Origin of the sequence: Pseudomonas sp. I8001, assembly GCF_013385345.1 — a bacterium.
Lineage (GTDB): Bacteria > Pseudomonadota > Gammaproteobacteria > Pseudomonadales > Pseudomonadaceae > Aquipseudomonas.
Genome location: NZ_JACAQC010000006.1, coordinates 177,343 through 194,348 on the forward strand (window position 1 = coordinate 177,343; position 17,006 = coordinate 194,348).

A 17,006-nucleotide genomic window follows, 5' to 3' on the forward strand; every position below is an offset into this window, starting at 1 on the left:
TGCGACATCCGACGTCGCACCCGCTGAAGAAAGCTACTTTCAACTATTCGTTCAGATCGCCCGAGCCGCAACAGCCTCCGGACGACGGGACAGCAAACTCACCAGCACAAAACTCACCAGGCCCACGCCCAGGCTGTAGTAGATCGGTGTATTGGCGTCCAAACCATCCTTGATCATGAACACCAACGCGGTCACAAAACCCAGGGTCATGGAGGTGATCGCCCCGGAAGTCGTCGCACGTTTCCAGAAAATCGCCCCGATCAGCGGGATCAACATGCCGCCCACCAACAGGTTGTACGCCAGGGTCAGTGCGCTGATCACATCACTCACCACCAGCGCGATACCCAACACAGCGATACCGGTCAGCAAGGTAAACAGACGGTTGATCTTCAAGCTTGACTGCTTGCCACCACGCAGGCGCGGCAGCAGGTCTTCGGTCAATACGGTGGAAGCGGCGAGCAAGCCGGCGCTGGCGGTGGACATCATCGCAGCCAGTGCAGCGGCGATCACCAGGCCGCGGATACCGTCGGGCAGCGAGACTTTGACGATGGCGGCGAACGCATTGTTGACGTTGTCCAGGTCCGGGATCAGTACGTGGGCGGCCATGCCGATCAGCGCACAGGCCAGGCCGTAGAGGATGCAGTAGAAACCGGCGAAGGTGCCTGCGTACTGGGCGACCTTTTCGTCACGGGCGGTGAACACCCGTTGCCAGATGTCCTGGCCGATCAGGATGCCGAAGAAGTAGATCATGAAGTAGGTGATGATGGTGTCCCAGCCGATTTCAGTGAAGCTGAAATTCGACGCGGGCAGCTTGGCCACCAATTCATCCCAACCGCCGACGCGGTACAGGCAGATTGGTAGCAGGATAAACATCAGGCCGACCGTCTTGATCACGAACTGCACGATGTCGGTCAGGGTCAGCGACCACATGCCGCCAATGGTCGAGTACACCACCACCACGCCACCGCCTACCAATACCGACATCCAGAAGGGCAGGTCGAACAACACTTGCAGCACGGTGCCGATGGCCAGGATCGAGGTCACGCCGATCATCAGCGCGTAGGCCAGCATGATCACCGCACTGGCCTGGCGGGCCATGGGGTTGTAGCGTTTCTCCAGGACCTGGGTCACGGTGAAGATTTTCAGCTTCAGCAGCGGCTTGGCCAGGAACAGGTTCAGCGCAATGATCCCCGCGCCCAGCGCGGCGCACAGCCAGAAACCGGAAATACCATGTACATAGCCCAGGCGCACGGTGCCGACGGTGGACGCACCGCCCAGCACCGTGGCAGCCATGGTGCCCATGTACAGCGTCGGGCCGAGGTTGCGGCCGGCCACCAGGTAGTCTTCATGGGTCTTGGCGCGGCGCATGCCGTAGTAGCCGAGCACCAGCATGCCGGCGGCGTAGATGAGGACGACGAATAGATCTAAGGCCATGACGGCGAGTCTCCGATTATCTTTTTTATGTGGGGCTAAAGGGGGCTGTGTGGCGAGGGAGCGTGCTCCCGCTGGGCTGCATTGCAGCCCCAATCCATTCCACGCAATTCATCAGGCAGCCTCGCGACTGCTGCGCAGTCGAACGGGAGCAGGCTCCCTCGCCACAGTCGGTCCGTAGACGGCAGCCGGTTCAGGGAACACGCGAAGCAGTGTCAGGTACACCAGCGAGGCCAGGCCCAGGGTCACCGGCAAGCTGATGTCGATGCCGTCGGCGAGGTTGCCCAGCGGCCCGACAAACTGCCCCGGCAGGTTGACGAAGCACAGGCCCACCAGCGCACTCGGGATCCAGGCCCCCAGGCCGCGCCAGTTCCAGCCATGGCTGAACCAGTAGCGCCCGCCGGTTTCGCCGCGAGTGAACACTTGCAGGTCATCCGGGCAGTAGTAACCCCGGCGCACGATCAGGCCGATGATCATCATCACCATCCACGGCGTGGTGCAGGTGATGATCAGCACGGCGAAGGTCGACACGCTCTGCACCAGGTTGGCGGCGAAACGTCCGATAAAGATGAAGGCAATCGACATCACCCCGATCAGCAGCGTCGCCTTGACCCGGGACAGCAGGCGCGGGAATACGCTGGACATGTCCAGGCCGGTGCCATACAGCGAGGTGGTGCCGGTGGACATGCCGCCGATCACCGCGATCAGGCACACTGGCAGGAAGAACCAGCTCGGTGCCACCGCCAGCAGGCCGCCGACATAGTTGTTGGCCGCGATGTAGTCCGGTGCCTTGACTGCCACGATGGTCGCGGTGGCCAGGCCGAACAGGAACGGGATCAAGGTGGCGATCTGCGCGAACACCACCGCCAGCATGATCCGCACCTTCGAGGTTTCCCGCGGGATGTAGCGCGACCAGTCACCGAGGAACGCGCCGAAGGAAATCGGGTTGCTCATGGCCACCAGTGCTGCACCGATAAACGCCGCCCAGAAGCCGGTCTGGCCGAGGGCAACGGTGCCGGCGAAGTGGCTGTCGAAGGCCGGCGCGAAGGCGAAGATCCCCAGCAGGAACAGCAGGCTCGCCGCCCACACTGCGATGCGGTTGACCCACAGCATGAAGCGAAAGCCGTAGATGCACACCGTCAGTACCAGAATGGCGAACACGCCGTAGGCCAGGCCCAGGGTCAGGTCGGTTTCCGGCAAGCCCACCAGACGTTTCGCACCGCCCACCAGTGCATCGCCTGAACTCCACACCGACAGTGAGAAGAACGCGATAGCGGTCAGCAGCGACAGGAACGAGCCGACAATCCGCCCGTGCACACCAAAATGCGCACCGGAAGACACGGCGTTGTTGGTGCCATTGATCGGACCGAAGAGTCCCATGGGGGCGAGGATCACCGCACCCACCAGCACGCCCAGCACAATCGCCCAGACGCCGGCCTGGAACGACAAGCCAAACAGCACCGGAAAGCTCCCCAGCACGGCGGTGGCGAAGGTGTTGGCACCGCCGAAAATCAGGCGAAACAAATCCTTCGGCCCGGCGGTACGTTCGTGGTCCGGGATCTGTTCGACGCCGTTGGTTTCTATGTTGCGAATACTGTTTTCGTTGTTTTTATTATTCATGATCTGCTCCGATCACATTGGCTAATGGGGCGGCAGCCCTTCCGGCATAGCGGACAAATGTTCGTGACAGGCCAGCCACAGGCCTTCTTTTTGTTGTGTGCGATCCCCTTGCCGCTTGAAGACAATGGTCTCGCGTTCCTGGCTAAAGAATTGCTCCCCGTTCATGCGCAGCTCGGTGGCCACGTCATGCACAAATACCGCGACGTCACCGTGCAGGCTGACGAAAGCGTTGCTTGAAGTGCAGGAAAGCACCTCAAATCCCTCGTCCCGGCGCCAGCTGTCCCACAACACCTGGTAGGCATCGCGACTCAGCAGCGGCTGGGGGAGGGTGTAGAACACGAAGCTGGCATCGGCACTGAACGCACCGAAGTAGGCATCGCGATCATTGCGGGCGAAGGCCGACACCAGGTCGGCCGCGGCTTTTAATACCTCGGCCTGGGCGCTCATCAGCGGTGCGCCACGCCCGGCAATACGCAGAGCATTTCGTACAGCAGGTTGGCGCCCAGCAGCGAGGTGTTGCCGGTGGTGTCGTACGGCGGCGAAACTTCTACCAGGTCGCAACCAATCAGATCCAGGCCTTGGCAGCCGCGGATGATTTCAATCGCCTGGATCGTGGTCAAGCCACCGATTTCCGGGGTGCCGGTGCCGGGCGCCCAGGCTGGGTCGATGCCGTCGATGTCGAAGCTCAGGTACACCGGGCCACCGCCGACTTTCTCGCGCACTTCAGCCATCAGGGGCGCCAGCGAGTGATGCCAGCATTCTTCGGCCTGGACCACACGGAAGCCCTGTTTGCGGCTCCAGTTGAAGTCTTCGGCGGTGTAGCCCTGGGCGCGCAGGCCGATTTGCACCACGCGGTCGCAATCCAGCAAGCCTTCTTCCACCGCGCGGCGGAAGGTGGTGCCGTGGGCGATTTTCTCGCCGAACATGTGGTCGTTGACGTCGGCGTGGGCATCGATGTGCACCAGCCCGACCTTGCCGTGTTTCTTGTGGATCGCCCGCAGGATCGGCAGGGTGATGGTGTGGTCACCGCCCAGGGTCATCGGGATCACATTGTGTTCGAGGATCTCGTCGTAGGCTTCTTCGATGATGCGCACAGCGTCCAGCAGGTTGAAGGTGTTGATCGCCACGTCGCCGATGTCGGCAACCGACAGCGAGTCAAACGGCGCGGCGCCGGTGGCCATGTTGTAAGGGCGGATCATCACCGATTCGGCGCGAATTTCCCGCGGACCGAAACGGGTGCCGGCACGCAGGGAGGTGCCGATGTCCAGGGGCACGCCGACGAAGGCGGCATCCAGGCCCTTGGCCGATTGCAGATGGGGAAGACGCATCATGGTGGCGATGCCGGCGAAGCGCGGCATTTCGTTGCCGCCCAGTGGTTGGTGGAAAATCTTGTCCACGGGATTGCCTCATCGTTTTGTTTATTAGAAGCCGATTCTGCGAAATGCATGGGAAGGGAAGAATCGGCAGGGGCAAATACTTAGTTCAGATTTTTCTAAACTAATGCCTGAGGTAAACTCGGTTCAAATGTGGGAGCGGGCTTGCTCGCGAATACGGTGTGTCAGTCACGGAGGGTTCGATTGATCCACCGCATTCGCGAGCAAGCCCGCTCCCACAGGTTTTATGTTTGCCTCTGGAGAGCCCATGGCCAACGCCTTGCCCGACCTGAAACTCCTGCGCATCTTCGTCAGCGTCGTGCGGCACCAGGGTTTCGCCAATGCCCAGCACGAACTCAACCTGTCGACCTCGGCCATCAGCACTTACATGAGCCAGCTGGAAGCCGCGTTGGGCCTGGTGCTGTGCCATCGCGGGCGGGGCGGGTTCAGCCTCACCAGCAAGGGCGAGTTGTTCCATCAGGAAACCCTGCGCCTGCTGGGCGAGCTGGAAGGCTTCGAGCAATACGCCGCCGCGCTCAAAGGCGAACTGCGCGGCACCCTGAAACTCGGCGTACTCGACTCCACCGTCAGCGACAAGGCCTTGCCGTTTGCCGAAGTGATCGGCGCCTACAGTCAGGAACACCCGGCGGTGCATTTGCACCTGTCGGTGATGAGTCCTTACGAGTTGCAACTCGGCGTCCAGGACAATCGCCTGGACCTGGCCATCGGTGCGTTTTCCAACCGGATGAGCGGGCTGATCTATATGCCGCTGTACCGCGAACAGCACTGGCTGTATTGCAGCACCCGTCACCCATTGTTCAACGAGCGGCGCATTCCCGAACAAGTCATCACCCAGCAACGCATGGTCGGTCGTGGTTACTGGAGCCAGGCCGAACTGGCGCGTCACGGCTTCAAGCACAGCGCCGCCACGGTGGAAAGTATGGAGGCGCAATTGATCCTGGTGCTGTCCGGCGCCTACATCGGCTACCTCCCGGAGCACTACGCCCAGGCCTGGGCCGACAAAGGGGATTTGCGGGTACTGCTGCCGGCAACCTTTGGTTACCAGGCGCCGTTCTCGATGATCATGCGCCGGGGCCGCAGCCGCGAACCCCTGATCCAGACCTTCCGCGATTTACTCAAAGCCCAGCTCAACCAGGCCTGAAAACCCATGTCCAGACCCCAATGCTCCCGCTGCCTGCGGCCCACCACTCACTGCCTGTGCGCGCTGATTCCCCGGCTGGATAGCCGAACCCGGGTGTTGCTGTTGCAGCATCCGAGTGAGGTCAATCACGCCTTGAATACCGCGCGGTTGGCGGCGCTGGGCTTGGTGAATGCGCAGTTGGTGGTGGGGGAGGTGTTTGAGGATTTGCAGGCGTTGTTGAATCCGCCGGGTTATCAGGCGCGTCTGTTGTTTCCGGACGAAAATGCCCAACCCTTGCAGGCCTATACGCCATCCGACGAACCGTTGCTGTTGGTGGTGCCGGACGGTACCTGGCGCAAGGCGCGCAAGTTGCTGCACCTCAATCCTCTATTGGCGGCGCTGCCTCGGGTGACGCTGGCGGAAGGCGCCGTGTCCCGTTATCGGCTGCGCAAGGCACCGGGGCCCGGAGCGTTGTCGACGGTGGAGGCCATCGTGCAGGCGTTGCAGGTGCTTGAAGCGCCCACCTCATTTGAGCCGCTGCTGAAACCGTTCGAGGCATTGATCGAAGGACAGATTGCCGCGATGGGCGATGAAGTGTTCCAGAGAAACCACGGCCCCGCCTGACTTATTCCATTAAGCGATAAGCACCACACTTTGCGTGATATGGCCCGCCAGCCTTTCCCGGTATGATAGTCGCCCCCGCAGTCTGGATTGCGAATACGCCATGACCTTGCAGTACCCCACCATCGCCGATTGCGTCGGCAACACCCCGCTGGTCCGCTTGCAGCGCCTGCCGGGCAACACCAGCAATACCTTGTTGCTCAAGCTCGAAGGGAACAACCCGGCCGGCTCGGTCAAGGACCGCCCGGCGTTGTCGATGATCACCCGCGCCGAGTTGCGTGGGCAGATCAAGCCCGGCGACACCCTGATCGAAGCCACCTCCGGTAACACCGGGATTGCCCTGGCCATGGCCGCGGCGATCAAGGGCTACAAGATGGTCCTGATCATGCCCGACAACGGCAGCGCCGAGCGCAAGGCGGCGATGACCGCCTACGGCGCCGAGTTGATCCTGGTCACCCAGGAAGAAGGCATGGAAGGTGCCCGCGACCTCGCCGAGCGTATGGCTGCCGAAGGCCGTGGCCTGGTGCTGGACCAGTTCGCCAACGGCGACAACCCCGAGGCGCACTACACCACCACTGGCCCGGAAATCTGGCGCCAGACCCAGGGCACCATCACTCACTTCGTGAGTTCGATGGGCACCACCGGCACCATCATGGGCAATTCGCGCTACCTCAAGGAGCAGAATCCCGAGATCCAGATCGTCGGCCTGCAACCGATGGAAGGCGCAGCGATCCCGGGGATCCGTCGTTGGCCCGAAGAGTACTTGCCGAAGATCTACAACGCGGCTCGCGTCGATCGCATCATCGACATGGCCCAGCGTGAAGCCGAAGACACCACCCGCCGCCTGGCCCGTGAAGAAGGGATCTTCTGCGGCGTGTCGTCCGGTGGCGCGGTGGCCGGGATGTTGCGCTTGTCCCAGGAGTTGGAAAACGCGGTGATCGTCGCGATCATCTGTGACCGTGGCGACCGTTACCTGTCGACCGGCATTTTCGACGCGCCCAACTGATGGCCAAGCACGAGAGAGGCCTGCGCTTCCAACCGACGGGCGGCAGCCGGGCCCCACAGATTCCCGTAGGCAAGAAGCAGCGCCTGACCATCGAGCGCCTGGCCAACGACGGCCGTGGCATTGTGTTCTTTGAAGGCCGCACCTGGTTTGTCGTGGGTGCGCTGGCCGGTGAAGAGGTGGAAGCGCGGGTGTTGGGCGCCCACGGCAAAGTGGTCGAGGCGCGCACCGAGCGCGTATTTACCGCCAGCGAACTGCGCCGTCCGGCACCCTGTGTGCACGCCGGCCGCTGTGGCGGTTGCAGCCTGCAACACTTGCCCCATGACGAACAACTCGCCCTGAAACAGCGCATGCTCGCCGAGCAATTATCCCGTGTGGCCGGTGTCGAACCCCAGGAGTGGGCCGCGCCTTTGAGTGGGCCGGAATTCGGCTATCGTCGCCGCGCCCGCGTGGCCGTGCGCTGGGATGCCAAGGCGAAGAAACTTGAAGTCGGCTTTCGTGCCGTGGCCAGCCAGGACATCGTCGCCATCGACGATTGCCCGGTGCTGGTACAGGCCTTGCAACCGATCATGCAGCGTTTGCCCAACATGCTGCGGCGCTTGAGCAAGCCTCAGGCATTGGGGCATGTGGAATTATTCAGTGGTTCGTCGATTGCCGTGTTGTTGCGACACATGGCGCCCTTGTCCGAAGCGGACCTGACGATCCTGCAGGAATTTTGCACGTTCCATGAAGCCCAACTGTGGCTGCATGGCGAGGGCCAGCCGCAACCGGTCGAACCAGACCAGGCCTTGGGCTATCGTCTGGAACCGTGGGATTTGCAGTTGGCGTACCGCCCGGGAGACTTTGTGCAGGTCAACGCCGGGGTCAACCAGGCGATGGTCGCCCAGGCGCTGGATTGGCTGGCGCCGAAGCCCGACGAGCGGGTGCTGGATTTGTTTTGTGGCTTGGGCAACTTCGCCTTGCCGCTGGCCCGCCAAGTGCGGGAAGTGGTGGCGGTGGAAGGGGTGCAGGCCATGGTGGACCGGGCGGCACAGAATGCCGTCAGCAATAATTTGCATAATGTTCAGTTTTTTCAGGCCGATTTGTCCCAGCCTTTGACCGACGCGGAATGGGCCAAACAGGGCTTTTCTGCGGTACTCTTGGACCCACCCCGCGATGGTGCCCTGGAGGTTGTGCGCAAGCTCGCTACCCTGGGGGCTGATCGCCTGGTGTATGTGTCCTGCAATCCGGCAACGCTGGCGCGGGACACGGTCGAGTTGGTCAAGCAAGGCTACCGGCTAAAACGTGCCGGGATCCTCGACATGTTTCCCCAGACGGCCCATGTCGAGGCCATGGCGTTATTTGAAGCGGGCTAGGATGCCCGTTTAATCCGACTGGCCTGCATCTCCTGGGCCTGTGACCTGCCAGGGAGCGTGCACAAGCTTTTTTTGTAAAGCAGGTCAGCGATGATTTTGACGCACTAAAAGGTGCGTCGTAGGGAAGGTAAGCAAGATGGTACAGGTGAGAGCACACCAGCCGATCAACACCGACGGCAGTATCAATCTCGAGGCATGGCTGGATCATGCCATCAGTGTCGACCCGGCACTGGACCGTGAAGCCTTGAAAGCAGCCTGCGAGTTCGCTCGTGAGTCTGAACAGCAAGACAATGCGGCGAAGAACCTGTGGGCCGAAGGCACTTCAAGCTTTCGCACCGGGTTGGAAATCGCCGAGATCCTCGCCGATCTCAAGCTCGATCAGGATTCGCTGATCGCGGCGGTGCTGTATCGCGGCGTGCGCGAAGGGCACATTCAGCTGCCCACCATCAGCCAGCGTTTCGGCACCGTGGTGGCCAAGCTGATCGACGGCGTGCTGCGCATGGCGGCGATCAGTGCCAGCCTCAGCCCGCGCCAGTCGATGGTGCTGGGCACCCAGGGCCAGGTGGAAAACCTGCGCAAGATGCTGGTGGCGATGGTCGACGACGTGCGCGTCGCCTTGATCAAGCTGGCCGAGCGTACCTGCGCGATTCGGGCGGTGAAAACCGCCGACGACGAAAAGCGCAACCGCGTCGCCCGCGAGGTGTTCGATATCTACGCGCCGCTGGCCCACCGCCTGGGCATCGGCCATATCAAGTGGGAACTGGAGGACTTGTCCTTCCGTTACCTCGAACCCGATCAATACAAACAGATTGCCACGCTGCTCCATGAGCGGCGGCTGGACCGTGAGCGGTTCATCGCCGATGTGATGAGCCAACTGCGCACCGAATTGCAGGCCACCGGCGTTGAAGCCGACATCAGCGGCCGGGCCAAACACATCTATTCCATCTGGCGCAAAATGCAGCGCAAGGGCCTGGCCTTCAGCCAGATCTACGACGTGCGCGCCGTGCGTGTGCTGGTGCCGGAAATGCGCGACTGCTACACCGCGCTGGGTATCGTGCACACGCTGTGGCGGCACATCCCCAAGGAATTCGACGACTACATCGCCAACCCCAAGGAAAACGGTTACCGCTCATTGCACACGGCAGTGATCGGCCCCGAGGGCAAGGTGCTGGAAGTACAGATCCGCACCCACGCGATGCACGAAGAGGCGGAGCTGGGCGTATGCGCTCACTGGCGCTACAAGGGCACCGACGTCAAGGCCGGGTCGAACCAGTACGAAGAGAAAATCTCCTGGTTGCGCCAGGTGCTGGAGTGGCACGAAGAGCTGGGCGACATCGGCGGTTTGGCCGACCAGCTGCGGGTAGATATCGAACCTGACCGGGTCTACATCTTCACCCCCGACGGCCACGCGATCGACCTGCCCAAGGGCGCCACACCGCTGGATTTTGCGTACCGGGTGCACACCGAGATCGGCCACAACTGCCGTGGCGCCAAGATCAACGGGCGCATCGTGCCGCTCAACTACAGCCTGCAGACCGGTGAACAGGTCGAGATCATTACCAGCAAGCACGGTACGCCGAGCCGCGACTGGCTGAACCCGAACCTGGGCTACATCACCACGTCCAGGGCGCGGGCGAAGATTGTCCACTGGTTCAAATTGCAGGCGCGCGACCAGAACGTCGCCGCCGGCAAGACCTTGCTCGAGCGCGAATTGGCACGCCTGGGCCTGCCGCAGGTGGACTTCGACAAGCTGGCCGAAAAGGCCAACATGAAGATCGCCGAAGACATGTTCGCCGCCCTCGGTGCCGGCGATCTGCGCCTGGCGCAGTTGGTCAACCTGGCCCAGCAACTGGTTGAGCCGGAGCGTGGCAGCGAGCAGCTGGAACTGATTCCACGCAAGGCCACCGGCTACAAGCCGGGCAAGCGGGGCGATATCCAGATCCAGGGCGTCGGCAACCTGATGACGCAAATGGCCGGCTGCTGCCAGCCATTGCCGGGCGACGCCATCGTCGGTTACATCACTCAGGGCCGCGGGGTGAGCATTCACCGCCAGGACTGTGCCTCGGTGTTGCAACTGGGCGGGCGCGAGCCGGAGCGGATCATCCAGGTCAGTTGGGGCCCGGTGCCGGTGTTGACCTATCCGGTGGACATCATCATTCGTGCCTACGACCGTTCCGGGCTGCTGCGTGATGTGTCGCAGGTGCTGCTCAATGAGCGGATCAACGTGCTGGCGGTCAACACCCGCTCGAACAAAGAGGACAACACGGCGCTGATGTCCCTGACCATCGAGATTCCGGGGCTGGACGCGTTGGGTCGGTTGCTGGGGCGTATTTCCCAGTTGCCGAACATTATTGAGACCCGGCGTAATCGCACGCCATGAGTAGCTGGATGAGCGCGGACTGAAATGTGGGAGCGGGCTTGCTCGCGAAGGCGATGTGTCTGTCAAATATCAGGCAACTGACACGACGCCTTCGCGAGCAAGCCCGCTCCCACATTTGATCCTCAGCGTTCCCACTTCTGCGGAAAGAGACTGATGTATTCACTTGAAGACCTGCTGCACCTGATGAACCACCTGCGCGACCCGCAATACGGTTGCCCGTGGGACATCAAGCAAACCTACGCCACCATCGTCCCCCACACCCTGGAAGAAGCCTACGAAGTCGCCGATGCGATCGAGCGCGGGGATTTTGATCACCTGCAAGGTGAGCTGGGCGACCTGTTGTTCCAGGTGGTGTATTACAGCCAGCTGGCGCGGGAAGAAGGGCGCTTCGAATTCGCTGGGGTGATCGACAGCATTACCCGCAAGTTGATTCGCCGTCACCCGCATGTGTTTCCCACGGGAGACTTGTACGCGCCGCTGGATATTCCGCAGCTGAGCGAAGAGCAGGTCAAGCAGCGTTGGGAAGAAATAAAGGCCGAGGAGCGTGCGGAAAAGTCCGACGTCCCACAGCAGTTATCCCTGCTGGATGATGTGCCCACGGCCTTGCCGGCGCTTTCCCGCGCCGCCAAATTGCAAAAGCGCGCCGGGCAGGTGGGTTTCGACTGGCCGGCCGCGTTGCCCGTGGTGGATAACGTGCGCGAAGAGCTGGATGAAGTGCTCGAAGCCATGGCCGATAACGACCCGGCAGCCATCGCCGATGAAGTAGGTGACCTGCTGTTTGCGGCGGTCAACCTGGCCCGTCACCTCCAGGTCGACCCGGAAGCAGCCTTGCGTTTAGCCAACGCTAAATTCGAACGACGTTTCCGATTTATCGAACAGGCATTGCGCGAGACCCACCGTCCCATAGAAGATTGCACCCTCGAAGAGTTGGACGCCCTGTGGGGCGAAGCCAAACGCCAGGAAAAGAATCTGTCCAGCTGCGGCTGAGCCGTTGCCCAAGTGAGTAAGCACCATGAGCATTTCCCTTCGCGACCAGTTGCTCAAAGCAGGCCTGGTCAACCAAAAGCAGGCCAAGCAGGTCGGCAAAGAGAAACAGAAACAGCAGCGCCTGGTGCATAAAGGCCAGGCCGAAGCGGACGACAGCCAGGCGCGCCTGGCCATCCAGGCGCATGCCGAAAAGGTCAAGCGCGACCAGGAGCTGAACCGTCAGCAGCAGGAAAAGGCCGAGGCCAAGGCCCGCGTTGCGCAGGTCAAGCAATTGATCGAAACCTCGCGCCTGCCCAAGCTGACCACCGAGGACTACTACAACTTCGTGGATGACAAGAAGGTCAAGCGCCTGTCGGTCAACACGCTGATGCGTAACAAGCTGAGCAACGGCTCCCTGGCGATCGTGCATCACGGTGGCGGTTACGAGGTGATCCCGCGCGAAGCCGCGCTGAAGATCCAGGAGCGGGCGCCAGAGCGCATCGTCCAGATGAACGTGCTGACCGAAAGCCAGGTGCCGGATGAGGATGATCCGTACGCCGCCTACCAGATCCCTGACGACCTGATGTGGTAATGCGTTAGAAACACACATTGTGGCGAGACGGCTTGTTGTGGCGAGGGAGCTTGCTGTGGCGAGGCAGCTTGCTGTGGCGAGGGAGCTTGCTCCCGCTGGGGCGCGAAGCGCCCCCAAAATCCCAACCCCCAACCCCAAAAACACAAACCCCGCTCAAAAGGCGGGGTTTGTGTTTATAGACACTCCAGCTGCGTGGGGCTGGTTATCTACAGGATTTCAGAGTTTCAGGAGCTTTGCGCCTGGCGTTTCATCTCAAGGGTCTCGAGCTCGTTTTTATAATTATGAGCTTCGGCCTCGTCGTGAAACATGCCGACCAGCAGGTCTTGCTGGTGTACATCCCAGATGTGAATCCCGTGGGCTACTGCTTCGTGGGACATATGTTCATCGTCGCGTTCAGTTACTTTTACAGTCATCTGCTTGCTCCAATCTCTGGTTGATCTGCGGCAAGGCGTCGCAGGCCTTTGTTATATGATTTGTTAGCTTGCTAAGTAAATAACCAGGAATTGCAACACACCTTTACAGAAAATGGAGTAATCCCGCGAGCCCACGGAAACCGCGACATTGCGTCGCAGAGCGCTGAGTTTTATGACAAAAGTTTCATGTTGGCGTCAGGCGACAGGCGAAAAAAAGCCCCGCGTACGCGAGGCTCTTTCATTGCGCAGAGGATCAGCTGCCTTTGACAGCCTTGCCGTCAACGGTACCGTCTTGCAGCATGATGTTGTATTCCTTGCCGTCGGTCTCGACCTGGCGCAGGGCAACCAGGATGCCGCCCCAGTCCTTGGCAAACCACATTTGGGTAATGCGCTTGCTTTGAGTCGGGTCACGCACGCGCTCGACCTTGATCGCATCGATGGAGCCGGCTTTGGTCTGGACCTTTTCCGGGCCGATCACGCGGAAGTCGTAGGTATCGACATCAGTGCCTTCGACGACGTTGTAGCTCATGCTTTTCTTGCCGGCTGCCACATCGCGCTGCAATGCCAACTGGTAGGTCGACTTGTCGAGCATGCCGCTTTGAAGGGCCACGTTGACCGGGTCCTTGTTTTCAAAGCCGGTGACTTTCTTGGCCGTCTGATCGAAGTCGAGGTTGATCTTCTTCGTCTTGCCCAGGCCACCGCGTTCGAAGGTGTAGCTCACCGGTTGCAGGGCGTCTTTGTCGAAGCGGATCACGCTGGTTTCAGTCAGGCTGGCGATCATCATGGAAGCCTTGAAATTCAAGGTCCAGCTGCCGTTGTCATTCTTGGTCAGGCTGCGTTCTGCCGAACCACTCATGGGCAACTGTTTCCAGTCGGCGGTGTAGCTGGCGGAGAAAGGGTGAAGGTCTGCCGCTTGCACGGCAGGCAAGGCGAACAGCGCAAAAGCGAAGAGCAGGGCGCGACGCATAAAGTCTCCTAGGTTCGAATCAAGTGGCCGCTGGCCGCAAGTAACTGACCGTCCAATAATGCACCGTGGTCGCCAAGAATCAACCGCCCCTCAGCGAACCAGCGAACAGCCAGCGGGTAAATCCTGTGTTCCTGGGTGTGAACCCGTTGCGCAAGCGTCTGCGCAGAGTCCGCAGACTCTACCGGAACTACTGCCTGTACGACCAGAGGCCCGCCATCGAGTTCCTCGGTGACAAAGTGCACGCTGCAGCCGTGCTCGGTGTCGCCGGCCTCCAGGGCACGCTGGTGGGTGTGTAACCCTTTGTATTTTGGCAGCAGGGACGGGTGGATATTCAGCAGACGCCCGTTGTAGTGACGCACGAAGTCAGCGCTGAGAATGCGCATGAAGCCGGCCAGTACCACGAGTTTGGGGTTGAAGGCGTCGATCAGTTCGATCAAGGCGCTGTCGAAGGCCTCGCGGCCTTCAAAAGCCTTGTGATCCAGGGAGCGGGTGTCGATACCTGCGTCCCTGGCGCGTTGCAGGCCGTAGGCGTCGCTGCGGTTGGAAATCACCGCAGCGATGCGCACCGGGCTGTCGCCGGCGCGCGTGCTGTCGATCAGGGCCTGCAAGTTACTGCCGGTGCCGGAGAGCAGCACCACGACATCACAGGTTGCAGGCATCAGTGCGCCTTAAGGTTCTTCAGTTCAACCTGAGCCGCGCCTTCAGGGGCGGTAGCGATCTGGCCGATGACCCAAGGCTGTTCGCCGGCTTCACGCAATACGTTCAGCGCGCTTTCAACGTGCTCTTGAGCCACGCAGATGACCATGCCCACGCCGCAGTTCAGCACGCGGTGCATCTCGGTTTCGTTGACGTTGCCTTTCTCTTGCAGCCAGTCGAAGACTGCCGGGCGCTGCCAGCTGGCCACGTCGACAATCGCCTGGGCGCCTTTAGGCAGTACGCGCGGGATGTTGTCCAGCAGGCCGCCACCGGTGATGTGGGCCATGGCCTTGACCGCGCCGGTGTCCTTGATCAGCTTGAGCAACGGCTTCACGTAAATGCGGGTCGGGGCCATCAGCAGGTCGGTCAAGGGCTTGCCGTCGAGCTGGATGGTTTCGATGTCGGCGCCGGACACTTCGATGATCTTGCGGATCAGCGAGTAGCCGTTGGAGTGCGGGCCGGACGATGGCAGGGCCAGCAGGGCGTCACCGGCAGCCACCTTGGAACCGTCGATGATTTCGGATTTTTCGACAACGCCGACGCAGAAACCGGCCAGGTCGTAGTCTTCGCCTTCGTACATGCCTGGCATTTCAGCGGTTTCGCCGCCGACCAGGGAGCAGCCGGACAGTTCGCAGCCAGCGCCAATGCCGGTGACCACCTGGGTAGCGGTCTCGACGTTGAGCTTGCCGGTGGCATAGTAGTCAAGGAAGAACAGCGGCTCGGCGCCGCACACCACCAGGTCGTTCACGCACATGGCAACCAGGTCGATGCCGATGCTGTCGTGCTTGTTCAGGTTCAGTGCCAGGCGCAGCTTGGTGCCCACACCGTCGGTGCCGGAGACCAATACAGGCTGCTTGTAGCCGGCCGGGATCTCGCAGAGGGCGCCAAAACCGCCCAGGCCGCCCATGACTTCGGGGCGCGCAGTGCGCTTGGCGACGCTCTTGATGCGTTCGACCAATGCTTCACCGGCGTCGATGTCTACACCGGCGTCCTTGTAGCTCAGGGAGGGTTGCTTGCTCATGATCCAGGCCTTTAGGGGGGATTCAGGGGTAACGACCGAATGCGGCGGGTGTACCGAAACCTGAAGTTTCAGCACGGCCTGCCATTGACGGTCTGCGAAGGCGCGCGATTTTATCAGGCTTGAGGGGCAGCGGCCATCCTCGGGCCGACGGGCAGGGGCAATAGCTGTTAAAAAAATCGCTAATCGAGTCGGTCACAGGCCCTATTAAGGTATAGCCTTTAACTCGCTATCGTTATGACAGTACAAAAACTTGCCGAGACCCTGTGAATGTTTTGCCGGTCGCTGTGGTCACAGCCTTGCTCAACAGTGTTCACGCGGTCTGTTCCAACCGCTTATTTGCCGTTCGGGAATCTTCTTTCATGGGTCTGAGTAAATATTTTTTTGTGGGCTGCTTGTCGTTGGTCAGCCTGGCGAGTCATGCCGAAACCCTCAATGGTCTCTATCAAGTGCTGGAGCCGGTCAGCAGTCAGTCTCCCCAGGAGCGCGACCAGGCGACCCAGCGTGCCCTGCAAACCCTGGTGATCCGCCTGACCGGCGACGCCAAGGCCGCCGATGGCCCGGGCCTGGCGGCGATCCGCAAAGACCCGCAACAAATCATCAGTCAGTATGGCTACGACGCCGGCCCGCCGGAAAGCCTGCAGGTGGATTTCGACCCGGTCAGCACCGACCGCGCGTTGCGTGGCGCGGGCCTGGCGCTGTGGGGCAGCAATCGGCCATCGATCCTCGGTTGGTGGCTGAACGACTCCGTGGAAGGCAGCAGCCTGGTCGGTGATGGCCAGGCCGTCGCCCAGCCGCTGCGCCGCGCGGCCCAGCATCGTGGTTTGCCGCTGCGTCTGCCATTGGGTGACCTGGACGAACAGATCGTCGCCACCGCCCCGAATCTTGAAAGCCCTGACGCCACACCGCTGCGCGCCGCGTCCGAGCGTTATGGGGCCGATGCCTTGCTGGCGGTGCATGCTCGCGAAGACGGCGGCCAATGGTCGGCCAAATGGCGCCTGTGGCTGGGGGATAAAAGCGAGCAGGGCACCGCCACCGGCACTGATACTGCCGCATTGGCTGACGCCGTGCTGCTGGCCGTCAGCGAACGCCTGGCACCACGCTTTGCGGTCAAGGCCGGCGCTGCCACCAGTGATCAGTTGCTGGAAGTGCAGGGCATGAACCTCGAGCATTACGCCGCCCTCGGCCATCTGCTGGAACCGTTCGGTGCCCAGCCGGTGCGCGTGGACGGCACTCGCATCGTTTATCGGGTGAATGGCAGCGCCGAGCAGCTGCGCACCCAGTTGAGCCTGGCCAAGTTGCAGGAAATCCCGGCAGGTGAAGCTCCGGCTCCGCAGCCGGTGGTAGAAGGCGCGCAACCGGCACCGGTCGAGCCGACGCCGCAGCTACGTTTTCATTGGTAAGTGTTCTTCCTTCTTATATAGAAGCAG

16 protein-coding genes are annotated in these 17,006 nt (G+C 61.3%); 8 read left to right on the top strand and 8 right to left on the bottom strand.

From position 1 onward, the window contains the following. Positions 1-51: 51 nt before the first annotated feature. From HX839_RS04380 to speB, 4 genes are all read right to left on the bottom strand, one after another. Positions 52-1,434, bottom strand: a complete 1,383-nt coding sequence (locus tag HX839_RS04380; protein WP_003210730.1) for a sodium:solute symporter — start codon at positions 1,432-1,434, stop codon at positions 52-54. Positions 1,435-1,545: 111 nt separating this feature from the next. Next, positions 1,546-3,051, bottom strand: coding sequence for a cytosine permease (locus HX839_RS04385; protein ID WP_177028531.1), 1,506 nt, complete (start codon positions 3,049-3,051; stop codon positions 1,546-1,548). A 21-nt stretch (positions 3,052-3,072) separates the two neighbouring features. After that, positions 3,073-3,498 (bottom strand): nuclear transport factor 2 family protein, encoded by a 426-nt coding sequence (locus HX839_RS04390; RefSeq protein ID WP_003210732.1) that lies wholly within the window; start codon positions 3,496-3,498, stop codon positions 3,073-3,075. After that, on the bottom strand, positions 3,498-4,448 hold the full coding sequence (gene speB / locus HX839_RS04395; protein ID WP_003210733.1) for an agmatinase: 951 nt from the start codon (positions 4,446-4,448) through the stop codon (positions 3,498-3,500). The genes HX839_RS04390 and speB overlap by 1 nt, the downstream gene beginning before the upstream one ends. 244 nt (positions 4,449-4,692) lie before the next feature. On the opposite strand from speB, the gene HX839_RS04400 reads away from it, so the two are divergent. The 7 genes from HX839_RS04400 to HX839_RS04430 all read left to right on the top strand — a co-directional run bounded on the left by HX839_RS04400 (position 4,693) and on the right by HX839_RS04430 (position 12,482). After that, the gene (locus HX839_RS04400) at positions 4,693-5,586 is read left to right on the top strand and encodes a LysR family transcriptional regulator (protein WP_003210734.1); all 894 of its coding nucleotides are present in this window, start codon (positions 4,693-4,695) and stop codon (positions 5,584-5,586) included. A 6-nt stretch (positions 5,587-5,592) separates the two neighbouring features. After that, a complete protein-coding gene (locus HX839_RS04405; RefSeq protein ID WP_003210735.1) occupies positions 5,593-6,189 on the top strand; it encodes a tRNA-uridine aminocarboxypropyltransferase in 597 nt (198 codons plus the stop codon). A 100-nt stretch (positions 6,190-6,289) separates the two neighbouring features. After that, complete coding sequence (cysM, locus tag HX839_RS04410) at positions 6,290-7,192, top strand: cysteine synthase CysM (protein WP_003210736.1); 903 nt, start codon at positions 6,290-6,292, stop codon at positions 7,190-7,192. Then, positions 7,192-8,544, top strand: coding sequence for a 23S rRNA (uracil(1939)-C(5))-methyltransferase RlmD (gene rlmD, locus HX839_RS04415; protein ID WP_008438175.1), 1,353 nt, complete (start codon positions 7,192-7,194; stop codon positions 8,542-8,544). Before cysM ends, rlmD begins: the two co-directional genes overlap by 1 nt. Positions 8,545-8,680: 136 nt before the next feature. After that, a complete protein-coding gene (gene relA / locus HX839_RS04420) occupies positions 8,681-10,924 on the top strand; it encodes a GTP diphosphokinase (RefSeq protein WP_008438176.1) in 2,244 nt (747 codons plus the stop codon). A 153-nt stretch (positions 10,925-11,077) separates the two neighbouring features. Further along, positions 11,078-11,911 (top strand): nucleoside triphosphate pyrophosphohydrolase, encoded by an 834-nt coding sequence (mazG, locus tag HX839_RS04425; RefSeq protein WP_177066787.1) that lies wholly within the window; start codon positions 11,078-11,080, stop codon positions 11,909-11,911. A 25-nt stretch (positions 11,912-11,936) separates the two neighbouring features. Next, entirely contained in the window at positions 11,937-12,482 is a 546-nt protein-coding gene (locus HX839_RS04430; protein ID WP_003210740.1) for a DUF2058 domain-containing protein, read from the top strand. 224 nt (positions 12,483-12,706) lie between these two features. On the opposite strand, the gene HX839_RS04435 is transcribed toward HX839_RS04430, so the two are convergent. From HX839_RS04435 to purM, 4 genes are all read right to left on the bottom strand, one after another. Then, entirely contained in the window at positions 12,707-12,895 is a 189-nt protein-coding gene (locus HX839_RS04435) for a hypothetical protein (RefSeq protein ID WP_003210741.1), read from the bottom strand. A gap of 253 nt (positions 12,896-13,148) precedes the next feature. Further along, positions 13,149-13,862 (bottom strand): DUF3108 domain-containing protein, encoded by a 714-nt coding sequence (locus HX839_RS04440; RefSeq protein ID WP_003210742.1) that lies wholly within the window; start codon positions 13,860-13,862, stop codon positions 13,149-13,151. Between the two features lie 8 nt (positions 13,863-13,870). Beyond that, positions 13,871-14,521, bottom strand: a complete 651-nt coding sequence (gene purN, locus HX839_RS04445) for a phosphoribosylglycinamide formyltransferase (RefSeq protein WP_008438189.1) — start codon at positions 14,519-14,521, stop codon at positions 13,871-13,873. Then, complete coding sequence (purM, locus tag HX839_RS04450; RefSeq protein ID WP_008438191.1) at positions 14,521-15,579, bottom strand: phosphoribosylformylglycinamidine cyclo-ligase; 1,059 nt, start codon at positions 15,577-15,579, stop codon at positions 14,521-14,523. The genes purN and purM overlap by 1 nt, the downstream gene beginning before the upstream one ends. A 359-nt stretch (positions 15,580-15,938) precedes the next feature. Between purM and HX839_RS04455 the strand changes: the two genes are divergently transcribed. Further along, the gene (locus HX839_RS04455) at positions 15,939-16,979 is read left to right on the top strand and encodes a DUF2066 domain-containing protein (RefSeq protein ID WP_003210745.1); all 1,041 of its coding nucleotides are present in this window, start codon (positions 15,939-15,941) and stop codon (positions 16,977-16,979) included. The last annotated feature ends 27 nt before the right edge of the window (positions 16,980-17,006 follow it).